Annotated in this window: 14 protein-coding genes; 12 read left to right on the forward strand and 2 right to left on the reverse strand. The window is 59.1% G+C overall.

What is annotated here, in order from left to right; genetic code table 11:
- Positions 1 to 6 precede the first annotated feature (6 nt).
- From ACR0CG_RS07355 to ACR0CG_RS07385, 7 genes are read left to right on the forward strand one after another with little or no spacing between them, the layout of a single operon-like run.
- Positions 7 to 1293: a hypothetical protein gene (locus ACR0CG_RS07355; RefSeq protein ID WP_480523782.1), complete on the forward strand. Its 1287-nt coding sequence runs from the start codon at positions 7 to 9 to the stop codon at positions 1291 to 1293.
- Positions 1293 to 4445 carry a virulence factor SrfB gene (locus tag ACR0CG_RS07360; RefSeq protein WP_480523784.1) on the forward strand — a complete coding sequence of 1051 codons (3153 nt, stop codon included), beginning with the start codon at positions 1293 to 1295 and terminating at the stop codon, positions 4443 to 4445. The genes ACR0CG_RS07355 and ACR0CG_RS07360 overlap by 1 nt, the downstream gene beginning before the upstream one ends.
- 27 nt (positions 4446 to 4472) lie before the next feature.
- Positions 4473 to 7196 (forward strand): virulence factor SrfC family protein, encoded by a 2724-nt coding sequence (locus tag ACR0CG_RS07365; RefSeq protein ID WP_480523785.1) that lies wholly within the window; start codon positions 4473 to 4475, stop codon positions 7194 to 7196.
- Positions 7193 to 8257, forward strand: a complete 1065-nt coding sequence (locus ACR0CG_RS07370) for a hypothetical protein (protein ID WP_480523787.1) — start codon at positions 7193 to 7195, stop codon at positions 8255 to 8257. Before ACR0CG_RS07365 ends, ACR0CG_RS07370 begins: the two co-directional genes overlap by 4 nt.
- Positions 8254 to 10209: a vWA domain-containing protein gene (locus tag ACR0CG_RS07375; RefSeq protein ID WP_480523789.1), complete on the forward strand. Its 1956-nt coding sequence runs from the start codon at positions 8254 to 8256 to the stop codon at positions 10207 to 10209. Before ACR0CG_RS07370 ends, ACR0CG_RS07375 begins: the two co-directional genes overlap by 4 nt.
- Before the next feature lie 3 nt (positions 10210 to 10212).
- Positions 10213 to 10965, forward strand: a complete 753-nt coding sequence (locus ACR0CG_RS07380; RefSeq protein WP_480523791.1) for an ATP-binding cassette domain-containing protein — start codon at positions 10213 to 10215, stop codon at positions 10963 to 10965.
- A complete protein-coding gene (locus ACR0CG_RS07385; protein ID WP_480523793.1) occupies positions 10962 to 12164 on the forward strand; it encodes an ABC transporter permease family protein in 1203 nt (400 codons plus the stop codon). The genes ACR0CG_RS07380 and ACR0CG_RS07385 overlap by 4 nt, the downstream gene beginning before the upstream one ends.
- Here the strand turns inward: ACR0CG_RS07385 and ACR0CG_RS07390 are convergent, their stop codons facing one another.
- Positions 12165 to 13067 (reverse strand): hypothetical protein, encoded by a 903-nt coding sequence (locus ACR0CG_RS07390; protein WP_480523795.1) that lies wholly within the window; start codon positions 13065 to 13067, stop codon positions 12165 to 12167. It abuts the gene before it with no gap.
- A 165-nt stretch (positions 13068 to 13232) separates the two neighbouring features.
- On the opposite strand from ACR0CG_RS07390, the gene ACR0CG_RS07395 reads away from it, so the two are divergent.
- The gene (locus ACR0CG_RS07395; protein WP_480523797.1) at positions 13233 to 13895 is read left to right on the forward strand and encodes a hypothetical protein; all 663 of its coding nucleotides are present in this window, start codon (positions 13233 to 13235) and stop codon (positions 13893 to 13895) included.
- A gap of 196 nt (positions 13896 to 14091) precedes the next feature.
- Here ACR0CG_RS07395 and ACR0CG_RS07400 read toward each other — a convergent pair whose 3' ends face one another.
- Entirely contained in the window at positions 14092 to 15813 is a 1722-nt protein-coding gene (locus ACR0CG_RS07400; RefSeq protein WP_480523798.1) for an amidohydrolase, read from the reverse strand.
- 278 nt (positions 15814 to 16091) lie between these two features.
- Here ACR0CG_RS07400 and rpsJ point away from each other — a divergent pair, with 278 nt between their 5' ends.
- Genes rpsJ through ACR0CG_RS07420 form a run of 4 tightly spaced genes read left to right on the forward strand, consistent with a single transcriptional unit; the run spans position 16092 to position 18054 of the window.
- Positions 16092 to 16406: a 30S ribosomal protein S10 gene (rpsJ, locus tag ACR0CG_RS07405; RefSeq protein ID WP_008756422.1), complete on the forward strand. Its 315-nt coding sequence runs from the start codon at positions 16092 to 16094 to the stop codon at positions 16404 to 16406.
- Between the two features lie 15 nt (positions 16407 to 16421).
- Positions 16422 to 17147, forward strand: coding sequence for a 50S ribosomal protein L3 (gene rplC, locus ACR0CG_RS07410; protein ID WP_170351686.1), 726 nt, complete (start codon positions 16422 to 16424; stop codon positions 17145 to 17147).
- A complete protein-coding gene (gene rplD / locus ACR0CG_RS07415; protein WP_155148664.1) occupies positions 17144 to 17761 on the forward strand; it encodes a 50S ribosomal protein L4 in 618 nt (205 codons plus the stop codon). Before rplC ends, rplD begins: the two co-directional genes overlap by 4 nt.
- On the forward strand, positions 17758 to 18054 hold the full coding sequence (locus ACR0CG_RS07420) for a 50S ribosomal protein L23 (protein WP_170806952.1): 297 nt from the start codon (positions 17758 to 17760) through the stop codon (positions 18052 to 18054). Before rplD ends, ACR0CG_RS07420 begins: the two co-directional genes overlap by 4 nt.
- Positions 18055 to 18123: the final 69 nt, after the last annotated feature.

The raw sequence follows: 18123 nt of genomic DNA on the forward strand, positions 1-18123 counted from the left end.
GCAACGATGTTTGAAGCTTTCCTCGCAAATACTTCGACGCAAGGGCTTTCCCCGCTGGGAACGGCACCGCAGCGGTCATTCGAACTGATCTCGGGCACGATTCGGGACAAATTGGGCGAACGTCACGCCGCCCTGTTTGCCGAACCAGTGGCGACCCAGTACGGGGATCGGTTCGACTGGTATGCCGTGACGGGCGGCAAACCCCACAGGCTGGACACATTCGAAGAGGAGGAGCGCGCCGCCATCGACGCGGACCTTCAGGGCCTGTTGTCGGACATCCGCGAATTGGGCCAATCCCTGCTGGACAGCAACGACCCGGACCAGCAGCGGCTTGGCGAAGCCCTGTCCAACGCAACACGTTATCCCGATGATGGTTGCATCTACGTACTGACGGATGGCGAAACACGTCAGCCCGTGCTGTTGAACTGGGCCTGGGTCTCGGACAATCAGGCCGCGGTTGCAGGCGACCTGAGTGGCAAGGAGGGGGCTGCAAGAGCACAGAAGAAAGCCACGGAAAAGGCGGCAGCGGTTGCTGCGGCCACTGCTGCAGCGGCACCGGCATCCGCCGGAGAAGCGCAGGCCACGGCGGCTGATCGTGGTCCGTTAAACCTCTGGTGGCTGATGTGGTTTGGCTGGCTGCTGCTGATGCTGATGATCGCAGCCATCCTGTATCTGATGGTCGAAGCCTGCGCCCTGCGCATTCCGGGCTTGCCCGGTTACTGCCCGCCGCCGGGCGTGGAGGCATCCGAAGAAGAACGCAGAACACTTTGGCTGCGCGACCGGATCGCCAGCCTCGAGAAAGACATCGGCATTGCCGACCGCGCCTGTCAGCCTGACAAGGCAACAGCGCCGATCCCCGACCCGAAAGACCGGGCGCAACTGGTTCCGGATATCGACAGCGAAAGACTGGCTGAACGCGGTGCACGCGAAGGAAAACTGACGATTTCGTTGCTGTGGGACTCGGTTGCGGACTTACATCTGGATGTGCGGTGCCCGGGCAATCAGATCATCAATTACGACAATCGCGCGGCTTGCGGTGGCAACCTGGATATCGGCGGCAATCACGACATTCGTACGGCCGTGCCCAACGCAATCGAAAGCATGTATTTCGACGCCCCGGCCAATGGACCGTACAATATCGCAGTCTCATTGTTTGACCCCCACGGCCAAAGCACCACGCAATCCTTCCGATTGCGTATCAAGGACGGGGTCGAGACCAAAATATTCAATGGTTCAGTCACAAGCGGCCAACCCGCGTGGACCAAACAATACGAAGTTGGAAAGGGAAACTGATGCTCAGGGATCGGAAACCACAAATTCGCAAACTCGCGAATTTGCGCGAAGAAATCACTCTGATTCCGTTCTCGGGAATTCAAATGCTGGATTTCGGCTTTGACATTTCCAAGCTCGAAATGCGCCCTCTGCGATATATCGAACGGGTCACGGGCGAGCAGGATGGTGAGAACATTCTGACCCTGTTCCCGCTGTCCGGCGATGACACGCGCGACGCCGAAATCCTGGACGCGCGGCGCGACGATGACGACGAATATTCGGTTCGGCCAACTGCGGCGCTGGACCCGTTTCTGGACAAATGGGTGCCGGTGCCTTTCCTGCGTCAGAAAAGCCAGCGCGGCCATGCCGGTGAATTGCAGTTCGACCCTGGCCCGTCCAGCTGGGCGCGTATGCGAACCGTCGAACTGGCCGAACCGGACGCCGAAACCGGGCATACCCACAGGATCCAGATCGCGCTGGACACCACGTTGGTGGATCATCAGCAGGACATGAATTACGTCGCGCCTGAGAAATCGGATGCCGAAAAGGCCCGCGATTTCAAACTGGTGACCGAACCCAACGACATGAGATGGTTCCTGCGCCGTCCCGAAACGGACGAAGACGGCAACATGCTGGATCATCAGCGCTGGGTGTCGGAGTGGCTGAAAGAGCTGTTCATCAACTTCAAGCGCGCTGAACGACCCGGACGCCGTTTCGCGGAAGAGGACCTGCCGCACCGGTTCGAACATTGGGCACGATACCTGGCTTATCTGCAGGTCGTACAGAATACCGCGAACCCGCCGACCGTGCGTTTTGCCAATACCGTCAGCGAGCGGGACGCTGTTACACCGGTGAATGTCGATCTGGTTCTGGACGTCGGCAACAGCCGGACCTGCGGCATTCTGATCGAGCAGTTTCCGGGTGAAACACGTGTCGATCTGGCGCGGTCCTTCCCGCTGGAAATCCGCGATCTCAGCAAACCGGAATTCTACTACAGCGGTCTGTTCCCCAGCCGGGTCGAGTTTTCCGATGTCCGGTTCGGCGATGATCGCTATGCCAGTCGTTCGGGACGGCGCAACGCGTTCCTGTGGCCCAGCTTTGTGCGCATCGGCCCCGAAGCGGTGCGGCTGGTTCAGGGCGAGGAAGGGACCGAAACCCTGTCCGGTCTGTCGTCACCGAAACGATACCTATGGGACAGCGCCGCCGTGCAGCAGGACTGGCGGTTCCACAATCACATGGACCCAAACAACCTGCCCAAGGCGGTGCGATCTGCCATGCGCCACCTCAATGAGGCAGGCGATGTGATGAAGCAGGTCCGGTATGAGGAAGAACAACGCCTGCGCCGCCGGGGTGAAACACCCAGCACTCCGGCCATCCGGCCACGCTTCTCGCGCAGTTCGCTGTTCGGGTTCATGATGGGCGAGATCATTGCGCACGCGCTGATCCAGATCAACGATCCTGCCGGGCGATCGCGCCGGGCGCAATCGGATCTGCCACGCCGTCTGAACCGCATCATCCTGAGCCTGCCAACCGCCACGCCGATCAAGGAACAGGCCATCATCCGTTCGCGCACGCAAGGCGCGCTTGGCCTGATCTGGCAGCAATTGGGTTTGGACAGCGCTCAGAAGCCCTATTCGACCAAGCCCGAGGTGATGGTGGACTGGGACGAAGCGTCGTGTACCCAGCTTGTCTACCTCTACAGCGAGCTGACACAGAAATTCGACGGGCGCATCGATACGTTCATCAACCTCAAGGGCAAGCCCCGCATGTCCCCGTCGGGGGCCGAGGAACCGTCGTTGAGGCTGGCCAGCATTGATGTGGGTGGTGGCACAACCGACCTGATGATCACCACCTACCGGAATGAAGCCAACCGGGTTCTGCACCCCGAACAGACGTTCCGCGAGGGGTTCCGCATCGCGGGTGATGACCTGGTTCACCGAGTGGTCAGCGCCATCATCATTCCGCGCATTCAGGAATCCATCGAAGCCGCAGGCGGCGTCTACGTGGCCGAGAAGCTGCGCGAGCTGTTCGGCGGCGACATCGGCGGGCAGGATCAGCAGGCCGTTCAGCGACGCCGGCAATTCTCGCTGCGCGTGCTTGTGCCCCTGGCCGAGGCAACTCTGGCCCACTGCGAAACCTCGGAAGAGTTCGACCGGTTCGACCTGCCCGTGGCGCGCATTCTGGGCATGCCCGAGCCGGTTGATCCCGAAGATCGGCCTGAAGGTGAAGAAGAGGTAGCAGAAGCACCAACGACCGAACCGACACCCGATGCGAATGGCGGCCGCGAAGTCGGCTCTGACATCCTGTCATATGTCGAAGACGCGGCGGCTGCCCTTGGTGCACGCGACTGGAGGCTGGCCGATCTGGTCCTGACCAGCTCGCGCGAAGATGTCGATGCGATCAGCCGCGAGGTATTCCAGCGCGTTCTGGGCAACATGTGCGAGGTGATCGACCATCTGGGCGTTGATGTCGTGCTGCTGACCGGACGGCCCTCGCGCCTGCCGGCCATCCGCTCGATCGTCGAGGAAATGCTGGTTGTGTCACCGCACCGGCTGATATCGATGCACCAGTACAAGACCGGGCGCTGGTACCCATTCCGGGATCCTGTTTCGCAAAAGATCGGCGATCCGAAATCGACCGTTGCGGTCGGCGGTATGCTGATCGCGCTGTCGGAAAACCGTATCCCGAATTTCAAGGTCACGACCGGCGCGTTCCAGATGCGCTCGACCGCGCGGTTTGTCGGTGAGATGGACATCAACGGCCAGATCCCGGACGAACGCATCCTGTTCTCGGATGTCGATCTGGACACGGATGGGTCCAGCAATGACACCGCGACCGTGAACCTCTATTCGCCAGTCTATATCGGATCGCGGCAGTTACCGTTGGACCGCTGGACAACTACGCCGCTGTTCCGGCTGGATTTTGCGGATACCGGCAACCAGTCACGCCCGCTGCCGATCCGGGTCGAACTGCGCAAGACCGACTTTGACGACAGCGATGGGGAAACCAGCGAAGACAAGCTGCGCCGCGAATCCATGCGCGAGGCGTTCGAGATCGATCAGGTAGAAGACGGCGAAGGCGGCGCGATGAAATCAAGTGATGTCATTTTGCGCCTGCACACCCTTGGGTTCGAAGATGAATACTGGATCGACACTGGCGTGTTCCAGGTCTGAACCGGTTTGAAGATGTGAGACGATGATATGAGCCAACAAGACGCCCTTACCAACCGCTGCACCGATGTCGCCCGCTTGTCCCGCGCCGCGCTGGAATGGATCAGTGATCCCGAGAACGCGCAGACCGTCGAGGGCCGCGTCGCCCATCTGCCCAAAGTTCTGCGCAAAGCTGCAAGGCGGGCCGAACGACTGGGGCGCGCTTCGCAAACCAAGATGAGCGTCAGTGTCTTCGGTCCCTCGCAGGCCGGCAAGTCCTTTCTGGTCTCGGTTCTGGCCCGCCCGAACGAGGGGCGTCTGGTGGCCGATTTCAACGGCCCGGGCGGCAAGCTTGACTATATCAGCCAGGTGAATCCGGCAGGTGACGGCGAGTCCACCGGGCTGGTGACGCGGTTCACCATGACCAAGGCCCCGACGCCGGACGGGTACCCGATCCAGCTCAACCTGCTGACCGAGGCTGACATCGCGCGCACGCTGATCAACAGCTTTTACGAGGATGGCGACCTGTCCGAAGAGCCGCCGACACCGGAATCGCTGGGGGCTCATTTTTCGGCTCATTCAGGCAAGGCGCAGGCAGCACCCACCGGCGGGATAGACTATGAAGAAGTCTACGAGATTGCTGATTACGTCCAAAAGTGGGTCAGCAAATCGTCCTATGCCTTCAATCTGGGCGGGTTCTGGGACGAAGCGGCCGAACTAGCTCCGCGCCTGACACCCGAAGATCGCGGGCAGTTTCTGTCGATCCTGTGGGGCGGGTACGAACCGCTGACCAACCTGTACATCAAACTGTCCAAAGCGCTGGCGACGATCAACCATGCCGAGGTGATCTACGCTTCGCTGGGTTCGCTGCAGCCGCGCGAGACCTCAATCATCGACGTCAACACCCTGTCGGGTCTGTTTGGACCGGAGGGCGAGGACATGCTGAATATCCAGACCGCCGCCGGGCAGAACGGTCAGCTGAACCGTGCGGTGACAACCGCGCTGGCGGCGGAACTGGTCTTTCCGATGGAAGAACAGCCATCACCCCTGTTTGCCGAAACCGATCTGCTGGACTTTCCCGGTGCCCGCAACCGGTTTGAGGCACCTCTGTCAGTCACCCTTCGCAATCCCGAAGAAGCCGTAACCAACATGCTATTGCGCGGCAAGGTGGCCTATCTGTTCGATCGCTACGTTTCGAACCAGGAAATCACCTCGATGCTGCTGTGTGTGCCCGACAGCAACATGGAAACGCTCAGCTTGCCGGGACTGGTCGAGCAGTGGATCGAGCTGACCCATGGCGCGACCCCGGATGAACGGGCCAAGAACGACTGTATTCTGTTCTTCGTGATGACCAAGTTCGACAAACACCTGATCGACAGCGCCTCGGGCGCCGAGGATTACGAGCGGTTCGAGCGGCGCATGGATGCGTCCTTGCTGAAAGGGTTCGGCAAGGTGCCAACGTCATGGGTTCACAAATGGGCCGGGACCGAACCGTTCACCAACTGCTACTGGTTGCGAAACCCCTATTATCCGATCGAAGCGCTGATCAAATACGAGGATGAACGCGAGGTCGAGATCATCCCCGACAAGGTCAACCGCCTGGCCGAGCTCAAGGCGGGCTGTCTTCAGGCGGAACCGGTGCAAAAGCACTTCAAGGATCCCGAACGGGCATGGGAAGCTGCGCTTGGCCTGAACGATGGTGGTGTCAGCTATCTGATCGAAGAACTGACGAAAGTCTGCAAACCCGAAAGCAAACTGCGCCAGATCAGCAATCAGGTCGAAGCGGTCGCCGCCAATCTGTATCAGGAACTGGCCCAGTTCTACATCTCCGATGACGTCGAAAAACGGATCGAGGAAAAGAGACTTGCCGCCGCCGGTATCATCGACAGTCTTGAACTGACCTTGTCCAACCACCGGTTCGGTGCCTTCCTGAATGCGTTGTCGGTGGATCAGGATGCGGTGCAGGACCGGATTTCGCGGGTGCCTTCGTCAATCCGCATCACGAACGCGGTTGCAAATGAAGCGCACAAACCTGCCGCAGTAACGCCGGCCGCCGCGACCAGCGCACCAAGCCCGGCGCGCCCCGGCGCACCGTTACGTCCCGGCGCACCGGCCAGACCATCGGCCCCGACCTCGCAGGCCAATGCAGCTCCGCCTGAAACGCCCGAGGCCGAGGATGACAAGCCAAAGACAAAATCAATCCGCACCATGACGCCCGAGACCTTTCAGGCAGATACCGCGATTTCCGTCTGGGTCGAGGGCCTGAACCGGTTCCGTGAGGATGAAGAACGGCTGGCCATCTTCCAACTGACGCCGGAAAAAGCCGGCGATCTGGTCAATGAAATGGTGCACGGTTTCTCGCGCACCAATGTCCAGAGCGGCATTATGGAACTGCTGCGAAGCATTTCTTACAGCCTGACCGTCGACAAGCAGGCGCCGTCTGCCGCCATTGTCTGCTCGGAACGAATTAATAATTTTGTCACTACGCTTGGCGCCCGCGACATGTTTAATGGACAGGGTCTGGACATTGATCTTGGCGAAGGAGCAAGCAGGAAAGCGTTCGAAAAACACAAGGGCGCTGATACTGCCGAAAGCCTGCCTGAAGTGCCCCGCGCAGCCGCGACAGATACCTGGACGGATTGGGTATTCGCATTGGACGCGCTGTTTGTAGAAAACGCCAAGGATGGTGATGCCGGCACGGTGAATATTGAACAGAACATCAAACTGGGCGGCGTCCTCAACGAGCTAACAGTCAACGCGGAGCAACCCTCGTGATCGAGATCAAACCAGATCCCAAACATCCTCGCGGTGGCTTTGCCGAAATCACCATATCCGGTGCGACCGCCGATGATGATCCGGTCAGCGTTGCGGTGTTCAACAGCTATCAGCAGAAATGGCTGGGCGCGGATGGCTGGCAGCCGAACCGAGCGAGTATCCCGGCGCGCACCGCCGAACAGGGCGGCGACTCGCTGCGACTGGTCGTCGGACCCGAGGTTGTAAACCACATCGAAGAAGATACACCCGTTCGGATCGAAGTGGGCGGCGGCAGTTGGGACACCTATTGGCCTGACGATATCAATGCAGGCCCGGACGAGGCCGTCATTGGTGGCATCGGCGGCACCGGCACGGCACCTGAAGTCAAAGCACCAACCGTAATGGTGGCGCAACCGCAGACAGACGATGCCGAAAGTGGTGTCGACGTGGGCGATGATGGGGACGCAAAGTCACCTGAAAGCAATCTGGAAGGCAAGGGCAGCGTCGCCCCGTCAGATACGTCAGAGGAAGAATCCGAAGGAAAATCCAGCAAGTCCGGATTGATTATCGGCGGGGTCGTGGTGGCAGCGGTCCTTGCCGCGCTTGCCTATCTGTTCCTGATGCCGGGCACCACGCCGGAAGATGACCCGGTCGAAGTGACTGAGCCGGAACCCGCGCCCGAACCTGAACCGGACCCGGTACAGAATGCCTGCGCCATGTCTCAGCTTGCCGAACTCTCGTCGCAAGGTTTCGACGCGGTGGCAGGCAAAATGCGCGAATGCGGTGGCAGTTTGTCGGCCGATGACGCACTGGGTCTTGTCGAAAAAGCGGCCCTTGCCGGAGATGCCCAGGCGCTTGCCATGTTCGGTTCAATTTACGACAGCGGCGTCACGGATGACGTTATCGAAGGTCAGATCGGCCTGACATTCCCTGATAAGCCGTCCCTGGCGGCGGAGTATTACGACAGGGCCGTCAAGGCCGGGTCCCAGGAAGCAGCGGATCGCCTGGCAGCGGTCTGTACACGTCTGCGGATCAAGTCCGATTCCCTGTCGAAAAGCGCGTTTGAAGATTATTGCCAGTGACCCAGAGGACCCTGAAAACCATGCACCCTGCCCTGATACTCCGGTTCGTTGCCGTCTTTGCATTGCTCTGGGCGTTTGGGGCGGCTGGTGCGGACGCACAGCAACGCAAACCCCTGCTGCTTGAAGGAACCCAAACAATCTATGAACGGGTCCTGACCCGCCCCGGCACCACGCTTCACCCGTCGGCAAACGGCCCTGCGCAATCGACCTATCCGGCCTTTCAGCCGCTTTATGTCTTTGCACGGCAAGACGGTTGGCTTGAGGTCGGCCCAAGCCCGAATATGGCGCCCGAAGGCTGGGTGCAGGAGCCCGGTACCGTACCATGGAAGCAGAACATCGTCGGTGCCTTTACCAATTCCGCCGGTCGCAGCCGTCAACTGCTGTTCGACACGCAGCAGAACCTAGATTGGCTGATGAACCACGAAGCGCTGCGCGATGTGCAGGAACGTCTGGTCGCCGAAGCCTCGGCCGGTGTTGTTGACGGTCAGAATGGTGTCGTCTCGGTCGAACCACAGGAATTCGTCAATATCCGCGACGAACTGTATCTGATGCCGATCCTCGATTTCACCGAGGCGTTGCATCCGTTGACATATGACGAGGTCCTGCTGATGCAGGTGGCCTCGGTCCCGAAACAAGAGGATACGGCAGGCGCACAGGAACTTCAGGGCGATCCGGCAGCCTTTGATGTGGGCATCGTCTTTGTTCTGGACACGACGCAGTCGATGGAGCCTTACATCGCTGCCACACAGCGCGTTCTTCAGAACACAGTGCGCCAGATTGAGGGCACCGAAATCGGAAAGCTGGTCAATTTCGGAGTGATCGGATTTCGCGACAACACCGAAGCTGTGCCAGAGCTGGAATACCGCACCAAAACTCTGATGGATGTGGAACGGCGTCAGGATCAAAGCCCGGTTCTGTCTGCGATTGGCGAGGCAACCTATGTGGCCCGCGCCAATTCGCCCGGTTTCAACGAAGACAGCCTTGCTGGCGTCGAGGATGCGATCGATACGATTGATTGGGAACTGTCCAAGGGTGACGGTGACAAGATCGATGCGCGCTATGTCATTCTGGTGACCGACGCTGGGCCGAAAGACCCGCGGGATCCGAACGCGCGGTCCGAGATCGGAACCGTCGAACTGCAGAAAGACGCCGAAGGCCGCAATATCGTCGTCATGACGCTGCACCTCAAAACCCCCAACGGGCAGGGCAATCACGCCTATGCCGCCGCCAAATACCGTGAGCTTTCGCGCTTTGCCGGGCGGGAGTACTATTTCCCCATCGAAGGCGGCTCGGAACAGGCATTTGAAGGCGTCGTCACCCGGCTGGTGACCGCACTGACCGACCATGTCCGTATCGTCCGGGGCGAAAAAACGGTGCTCAACCCGGAAGAGGCTGGCGAAGGCCTGGTCGAACTGGGCCGCGCCATGCAACTGGCCTGGCTGGGTGAACAAAAAGGCACGCAAGCCCCTGACGTGATCAAGGGCTGGCTGCCCAATCGCGCTGTCGAAGCACCCGACCGGCTTGCCATCGAACCGCGCCTGCTGGTGACCAAGAACGAGATGGCCAGCATGGCCGAGTTTCTGGACAATTTGGTGCGCTTTGGCGAAACCGCGCAAAGCTCGGAACAGTCGCTTGATTTCTTCTCGCAGGTTCGGGGTCTGATCGCGGATATGGCGCAGAACCCGGACCTGCTGGTCAACGCAAACGCCGACACGCTGGGCGGCGCGATGGAGTTTCTGGACCGTCTGCCCTATCAAAGCCAGGTTCTGGGCATGAGCGAGCAACGCTGGGCCGAAAGCGCCATGTTCCGCCGCAGCGTGATCGATGGCATGCGCCAGAAACTGACCCAATATCGGAAGTGGCTGTTTGACAGCACCGTCTGGACTGCACTTTACGAGGGCGCGCCTGACGGCGAGCATGTCTTTGCCATGCCCTTTGACGTGTTGCCCTGACCCGTGTCGGCTCAGCTGCTTCTTGAAGGTGTATCGGTCAGCCTGAGCGATCTGGAACGTCGGTTTACGCTGGATGTTCCGGGCCTAAGCCTGACTTCAGGAGAAGCGATAGGCCTGACCGGCCCCAGCGGCACGGGCAAGACCCTGTTGCTTGAGACACTCGGGTTGCTGCGGCGTCCATCAACGGCGAAGAAATTTCTGATCGGGGTTGATGAGGATGGGCTGGATTTTGGCGGCATCTGGAACAATCACAGCACGTCGCCCGCTGAAATTCGCGGGACGATGTTTGGGTTCGTTCCACAAAGCGGCGGCCTTTTGCCTTTTCTGACCGTGGCCGACAATGTTGCGCTGTCGCAAAAGATTGTCGGTATGGATGATCCGGGATGGTGCAGCGAGTTGCTGCGGCGATTGGGGATCTCGGAAATTTCCGCGCTGTATCCCGGCGCGTTGTCCATCGGTCAGCGTCAGCGTGTTGCCATCTGCCGTGCGCTGGCGCATCGCCCCGCCTTTGTGATCGCGGACGAACCCACCGCAGCGCTGGACCCCGGGGCAGCCTCGACCGCGATGGGGTTGCTGATCGATATGGCCATTTCGGGCGGGGCCGGTGTAATCATCTCGTCCCATGATCTGGACCTTCTGGACCAGTTTTCGCTCCGCCGGATCGCCCTTGGACTGGTGGATCCGGCGAACCAGTCCAACGTCATCAGCCAACTACACGGCCAGACCGGAGTGGCGACAGCGGGGGACGCGGCATGAGGCTGATGATCGAGCTGGCCTTGCGCGACCTGTTGCGCCAACGCGTACATCTGATCTGCAATGTCGCAATTCTTGCCGGGGTCCTGGTGCCGCTCATGGTGATCTTCGGCGTCAAGAACGGGGTTTATGACGCGCTGATCGGGCGGCTGTTGAACGACCCGGCGACCTTGCGGATCGAAACCACCGGAAACAGCGCGTTTGTTGAAAGCGACGTAGCCGAGGTGGCGGGCTGGGAACAGACGGCCTTTGCCACGGCAAAAACCCGGTCGATCTTTGATTTCGTCAATGTCCGAAAGGAAGGGGCCGTCGCTAAGCGAGACGCTGTTCTGGTTCCGTCGGGCACAGGTGACCCGACCTTGCCAAAGGACCTTGAACTGGGCGCAGACCAGGTGGTCCTCAGCGCCAGTCTGGCACGTCAGCTCGAGTTCTCCGTTGGCGACATCGTGCAGATTTTCACGCAGGCTACAGAACGAAAACGGCAACTGATGCTGCCGCTGGAACTTGTCGTGATCCTTCCGGATTCCGCGCTGTCCGGCCGGTCCGTTCTGGCCAATATCGAGGTGCTGGATCTGGTCGAAGCCTTTTATGACGAATACGCCCTGCCCGATCATGGAATAACCGAAGGGCGCGACATCGCCGCACGCAAGCCTGAATTCGAAGGGATGCGCGTCTTTGCCCGCGACATCACCGAACTGGCGGCCCTGCAATCAAGGCTGGAACAGCGGTTTGGCGTGCAGACCGAAGCCCGCACGGCGGAGGTCAGCGGCGTCCTCAGCCTGGGACGCAATCTGAATCTGGCACTGCTGCTGACAGCCGGGGTTGCCAGTCTGGGTCTGGCCGCCGCGCTGGTCTTCGGGTTCTGGGGTGAGGTCGCGCGCAAGCGTCAGACGCTCGCCTCGTTGGCCTTGTTGGGGATCGGCTCGCGCAGGCTGTGGATGTTTCCCGTCGTTCAGGCATTTGTCAGCGGATTGATCGGCTTGCTGGTCAGTTTCGTACTGTTCTGGATCGCCGGCAATCTGGCCGAGCGCTTGTTTGACAGCGGCCTGACCGAAGAAAACGGTCTTGTCGTTCTGGGGTTGCTTCAAAGCCTGGTCATCATCGTTCTGACACTGGTGTTTGTGATGGCCGCCGCCTTTTTTGCGGCTCGCAGTGCTGCGCGTGTGGACCCCGCTGAAGTGCTGCGCGAAGGGGCGACCTGATCAACTGCCGCTTTTGTGTGTAGGCAGATTGTCGAAAATCTCTTCGTCGCTGTCGATCGGGATACGGTTGTCGCCGGGGTAATAGCTGGCCGAGATATAAGGCCGCTTGCGCCCGCCACCGGGTTTGTCAGCTGTTTCGACAAGCGAATACAACACGATCTGCTGCCCACTGAAATCCTGAAACGTGCCGACCGGGGCCTCACCCTGATTGGGCACGGATTCCCAATGCCGCAGCAAATCCAGTGCCTTCACGGACTCGCGCCCACCGATCAGCGTTGTGCCGATGAAGTCGCCGTCCGTTGACGGGTTGGTGGTCCCCTTGAAGCGCGCGCCTGGCACCAGTGCGCCCAGCGCCGCGTTGGCGTTGACCTGCCAGATATTATGGTCCGTCCCGATCAGAACGCCGCCGCCTCGCTCGGCCAGCGCCGACAGCTGATTGACCAGAATGGCCCCGCTTGATCCGTTCCGGCCCGGAAACTTCGTGGTCGGGTTATGATTGATGTTCCGGATCGCGAAAGAACCGTCCAGCATCAGCGTTCGGCGCCCTGCCCCGTAAAACTGCTGCAGGGCCTGCACGTCTTCAGCATTCATCCGTTTGCGTTGATTAGCTGTGTCCAGAATCAGAATATCGTATTGCCCGCCCCGCAAAGCCGCCGCCAGGCCACCACCCTGCAGGTTCCGTTCGTATGTGACATTGAAATCCTTGCCTTCGCGATACTGATCGAGGAACTGGGCCATTTGCTGACGGTGCCGCGATACAACCTCGGGGCTGTAATCGGGCATCGCGTTGAACCACAATACGCTGCGGGTTGTGTTGTGCCCCTGATGCTGGGCGTGGGCCAGTGTGCCGGCAAAAAGATACAAGACAAACCAAATTCGAAATAGACGGCTCAAAACAGTCACGACCCAACTCCACCAATACAGGTTTCAGTTTATCCGACTTCCCCGCCCCGCAAAATAACGAAAACTGTCATTCTGCTCGGGCAAGGGGCGGATTGACCAACGGCCTAATATCCGCAACTCTGCCAGAGAAGTTTTTGAGATAATTATTAGGTATCGCTAAGGAATATGCCGGTCAGATCAACCCTGCCAGTCATGATTGCCAGTGTCGGCATCGTCGGCCTCGCCGGTGTTTCTGCGGCACTGATCCTGCAGGCATGTGCGTTGCAGATCCCGATACTGCGGGACCTGACAGGCTGTAAGCCGCAAACGCAACTGGTCGCGCAGGAGCAACTGAGTGTGTCGAAAGCAGCCGGTCTGGAGCTGGAACGCCGTATCTTTCAGTTGGAGAGAGAACTGGCCGCGCTGCAATGCGTCAAGGCCCCACCCGATGCCACCGGACCGCTGCACGATGAGGGGTGGAACGAGGCGGATCTGGAAATGCTTTACGGCTGCTGGTCGCTGGACACCACCTATCGCACCCGTGACGTCGATTCCGGTGAAATCCGCACCTATCGGGACTGGCAGATGTGTTTCGACACCAATGGCAACGGCAAGCAGGTCATGCGGTCGAACGATGGGATCACATGCGAAGGCAGGGTTCAGGCGCAATTCGCGCAAGGTCAGCTGAACCTGATCGAGCCTGGAAATCTTGCCTGCCAGGACAACGGCTACATCCATCAGCGCCAGATCAGTTGCGCCCTGGCGGAAAACGGCAAGGCGAGTTGCGAGACCTTGCAGCCCGAAACCGGAGGCGAGGCCACGGTCGGGTTCGAACGTGCGCCGGCTTGAAGTTTGAGGATAGTTTTCGTGCGTCGCCAAGCGCGATGAGGGTCACGCTGTCGGCACCCGCGTTTGGCAGAATTTCTCCGAAGACCAAAGACAGTCCGGGCTTGAACTCGGCACATCGTCAAGCTGAAGCATCCGCCCCAAATGGGGCGGCCCGCTACGTGTCGCCGAAATTCGGGCAGTTCAGGAAGTCTCCGGTTCAATCCGATTTCTGGTGCGTCAGTGCGCCACCCATGATCGTGTAGACAACTTCGACATCCGAGATGGCTGATGGTTCGACTTCGAACAGGTTTTCCCCAAGCACTACAATATCGGCCTTCTTTCCGACTTCGATGCTCCCGATCTCGCCGTCCATTGCCATACCTTTAGCGGCGTTGATCGTATGTGCTTCCAATGCCATTTGCAGCGGTATTTTGGCCTCTTCTCCACCCAGCGGCGGAACATCCGCGCGACCGCGCAACTGGCGTGTTACCCCTGCCTCAATGGCTGCAAGCGGACGATACTCGGATACGTACCCGGACACAGGCCAGTCCGAACCGAATGAGAATATACCACCCTCGTCCGCGACCCTGTTCACCGGAAACATCGCCTGCACGCGCTCTTCACCCAGTCTGGACGTTGAAATGGACTGCATGAGCGGGTCAAAGGTCATCCACGCGCCGGTTGTGTCATATATGACGCCCAGCTCTCCGAACCGGGCGTAATCGTCGGGATGAACCAGGGTGCCATGCGTTATCTTGTGCGCACGTTTGCGGTCAGGGTTCACTTCGATTGCGGCCTCAATGGCGTCCAGAAGAGTTCTTACCGCCAGATCCCCGAAGCAGTGACACGTGACGTTGAAGCCTGCGGCATCGGCGCGGATCACCGCGTCTTTGACCAATCTGATCGGAATAATCGGGTCGACCTCAAGTTCGGGTTTGTCGGCATATGGATCCACGTAGAGCGCATTCCATTTGTCGTCCCCACCATCAATATTGATCTTCAGATAGCGAGCCTTGACTAATTCAGAGTCGAACTTGTCGCTGAGCTCCTGAGTGCCGGGAAGGGGGTCAATCGCCCCGTCGTTCCAGTAGAATGAGCCGATGAAGCGTATTGGCAGATCTCCGTTTTTCTCGAAATCGGCCATCATCTGAAAGCCTTCTTCCTGGCTCATCCCCTGAATGCCGTGGTCATGAACTGCGGTGATCCCGGCAGCAGCGAAACGCTGTAGCCAGTTCGAAACACCATCCGCCAAGAACTCGGGGTTGATGTCTATCAGCGAAGTCAGAACCTGCATCTGGGCTGGCACCTCGACGACCCACCCGGTCGGGTTGCCGTCGGTGTCACGTTCAAAAAAGGAAAAACCCGGCGCTGTGTCAGGCGTGTCCTTGTCGACACCGGCCATTTCCAACGCCTTGGAATTCACCCAAGCCGCGTGGCCGTCGATTGCCCACAAAAACACAGGTCGGTCAGGTTCAATTTCATCGAGCATGGCGGCCGTCGGATTTCCGTCCGTCCATGGGTTGAAACGGACCCCGTAGCCCAGAATTATGTCATTGTCGTTGGTTTCGGCTTCCTGGCGGATACGGGAAAACAGCTCGTCCTTGTCATCTGTCTGCAGATCCACGCCAAGCATGATCAACCCGCCTGCGGCCGCATGTATATGCCCATCAACAAAACCCGGAAGGGCCATTCTACCTTTGAGGTCGATGACTTCGGTACCGATGCCGATGACGTCCTTCAAACCGGCCGCATCGCCCACATAGACGATTTCATCGCCTTCTATTCCCACGGCGGTTGCAACGCTTCTGCCTGCGTCCATCGTATGGATCTCTCCGTTGATCAGAGCGTAATCAGCAGTTGGGTTACTTCGATTGGACTGCGCGAATGCGGGGGATGTACTGGCAAAAATGGCGATAGCCGAAACAAGTAGTTTAGTCATTGCAACCTCTCCAAACGAATAATTCGAATATGATCATAGTGTACCAATCCCAAAAAACGACCTTTACGGCTGATTGCTAGTCGTGCGACGAAGTAGGCAAGGCCAAATCCAAGCCGATATCAATTCACCCTTGCCAAACTCCTCACACCCCTGTAGATCGCGCGAGTTCTCGACAAGAACATCAAGGCGGGGTGATTCCCGCCTTTTGGGTTCGATGAGGGTTGGCGATGCGCGTCTGTCCTCCTCTCAACCTCAACGCCTGATAAAAGGCTGTTAATATGCAAAGCCAAAACATCCGTATTCGGCTGAAGGCATTTGACTATCGCGTTCTGGATGCCAGCACGCAAGAGATCGTCAACACTGCCAAGCGGACCGGCGCGAACGTGCGCGGCCCGATCCCGCTGCCGAACAAGATTGAGAAGTTCACGGTTCTCCGTGGCCCTCACGTTGACAAGAAATCCCGCGACCAGTTCGAGATCCGCACGCACAAGCGTCTCTTGGACATCGTTGATCCGACCCCCCAGACCGTGGACGCGCTGATGAAGCTCGACCTCGCTGCTGGTGTGGACGTCGAGATCAAGCTGCAGTCGTAATCGGAGGGTATGAGAATGCGCTCTGGTATTATCGCAAAAAAAGTTGGCATGACCCGCCTGTTCATGGAAGACGGCAAGCAGATCCCTGTGACCGTTCTTCACCTGGACAACCTGCAAGTCGTTGCACAGCGTACCGCTGACAAAGACGGCTACACCGCCGTTCAGCTGGGCGCAGGTGCTGCCAAGGCAAAACGAACCTCGAAGGCCATGCGCGGTCACTATGCCGCTGCAAAGGTTGAGCCCAAGCGTAAGCTGGCCGAGTTCCGCGTCTCCGAAGATGGCCTGATCGAAGTGGGCGCCGAGATTTCGGCAGAACACTTCCTGGAAGGTCAGAAAGTTGACGTTTCGGGTACCTCGATCGGTAAAGGCTTTGCCGGTGCAATGAAGCGCCACAACTTCGGTGGTCTTCGCGCCTCGCACGGTGTTTCGATCAGCCACCGTTCGCACGGCTCGACCGGTCAGTGTCAGGACCCGGGCAAGGTTTTCAAAGGCAAGAAGATGGCCGGTCACATGGGTGCTGCTCGTGTTACCACCCAGAACCTGGAAGTCGTCAAAACTGACGCCGACCGTGGTCTGGTCTTCATCAAAGGCGCCGTTCCCGGACCGAAATCGGGCTGGGTCACCGTCAAGGACGCCGTGAAGAAGAAAGCTCCGGAAGGCCTGCCTTTCCCGGCTGCTGTGAAATCGGCTGCAACCGAAGCACCCGCGGAAGAAGCTCCCGCGGAAGGTGGTGAAGCATGAAACTTGATGTAATCAAACTGGACGGCGGCAAAGCCGGCGACATCGAGCTGAACGCCGATCTGTTCGGTCTCGAGCCACGTGCGGACATCCTGCACCGTGTGGTCCGTTGGCAGCGCAACAACGCGCAGGCCGGCACCCACAAGGTGAAGACCCGCTCGGAAACCAGCTACTCGACCAAGAAGATCTATCGCCAGAAGGGCACCGGTGGCGCACGCCATGGTGACCGTAACGCGCCGATCTTCCGCAAGGGTGGTATCTACAAGGGCCCGACCCCTCGTTCGCACGGCCACGACCTGCCGAAGAAGTTCCGCAAGCTTGGCCTGCGCCACGCTTTGTCGGCAAAAGCCAAGGCAGGTGAACTGGTTGTGATCGAGAACGCCGAAGCCGAAGGCAAGACCGCCGCTCTGGCCAAACAGGTTGCAAACCTGGGCTGGAAACGCGCTCTGGTCATCGACGGCGCGACCGTGAACGAAGGGTTCCTGAAGGCGTCGCGCAACATCGAAGGTCTGGATATTCTGCCGTCGATGGGTGCAAACGTTTATGACATCCTCAAGCGTGACACCCTGGTGCTCACCAAAGCGGCTGTCGAAGCACTGGAGGCTCGTCTGAAATGAGCGCGAAGGCAGAACACTACGACGTGATCCGCAAGCCGATCATCACCGAAAAGTCGACCATGGCGTCCGAAAACGGCGCGGTTGTCTTTGAAGTGGCGATCGACAGCAACAAGCCGCAGATCAAAGAGGCCGTCGAGGCGCTGTTTGGTGTGAAGGTCAAGGCGGTGAACACCACCGTGACCAAAGGCAAGGTCAAGCGGTTCCGCGGCCAGTTGGGCCGTCGGAAAGACGTCAAGAAAGCATACGTGACCCTGGAAGAGGGCAACACCATCGACATCTCTACCGGTCTCTGATCGGAACTGTCTTTGGACAAACCAATAAGACCCCCGCGAAAGCGGGGGTTTTTCTTTAGGTGGCGACAC

It is taken from the genome of Ruegeria sp. AB8, assembly GCF_056542605.1.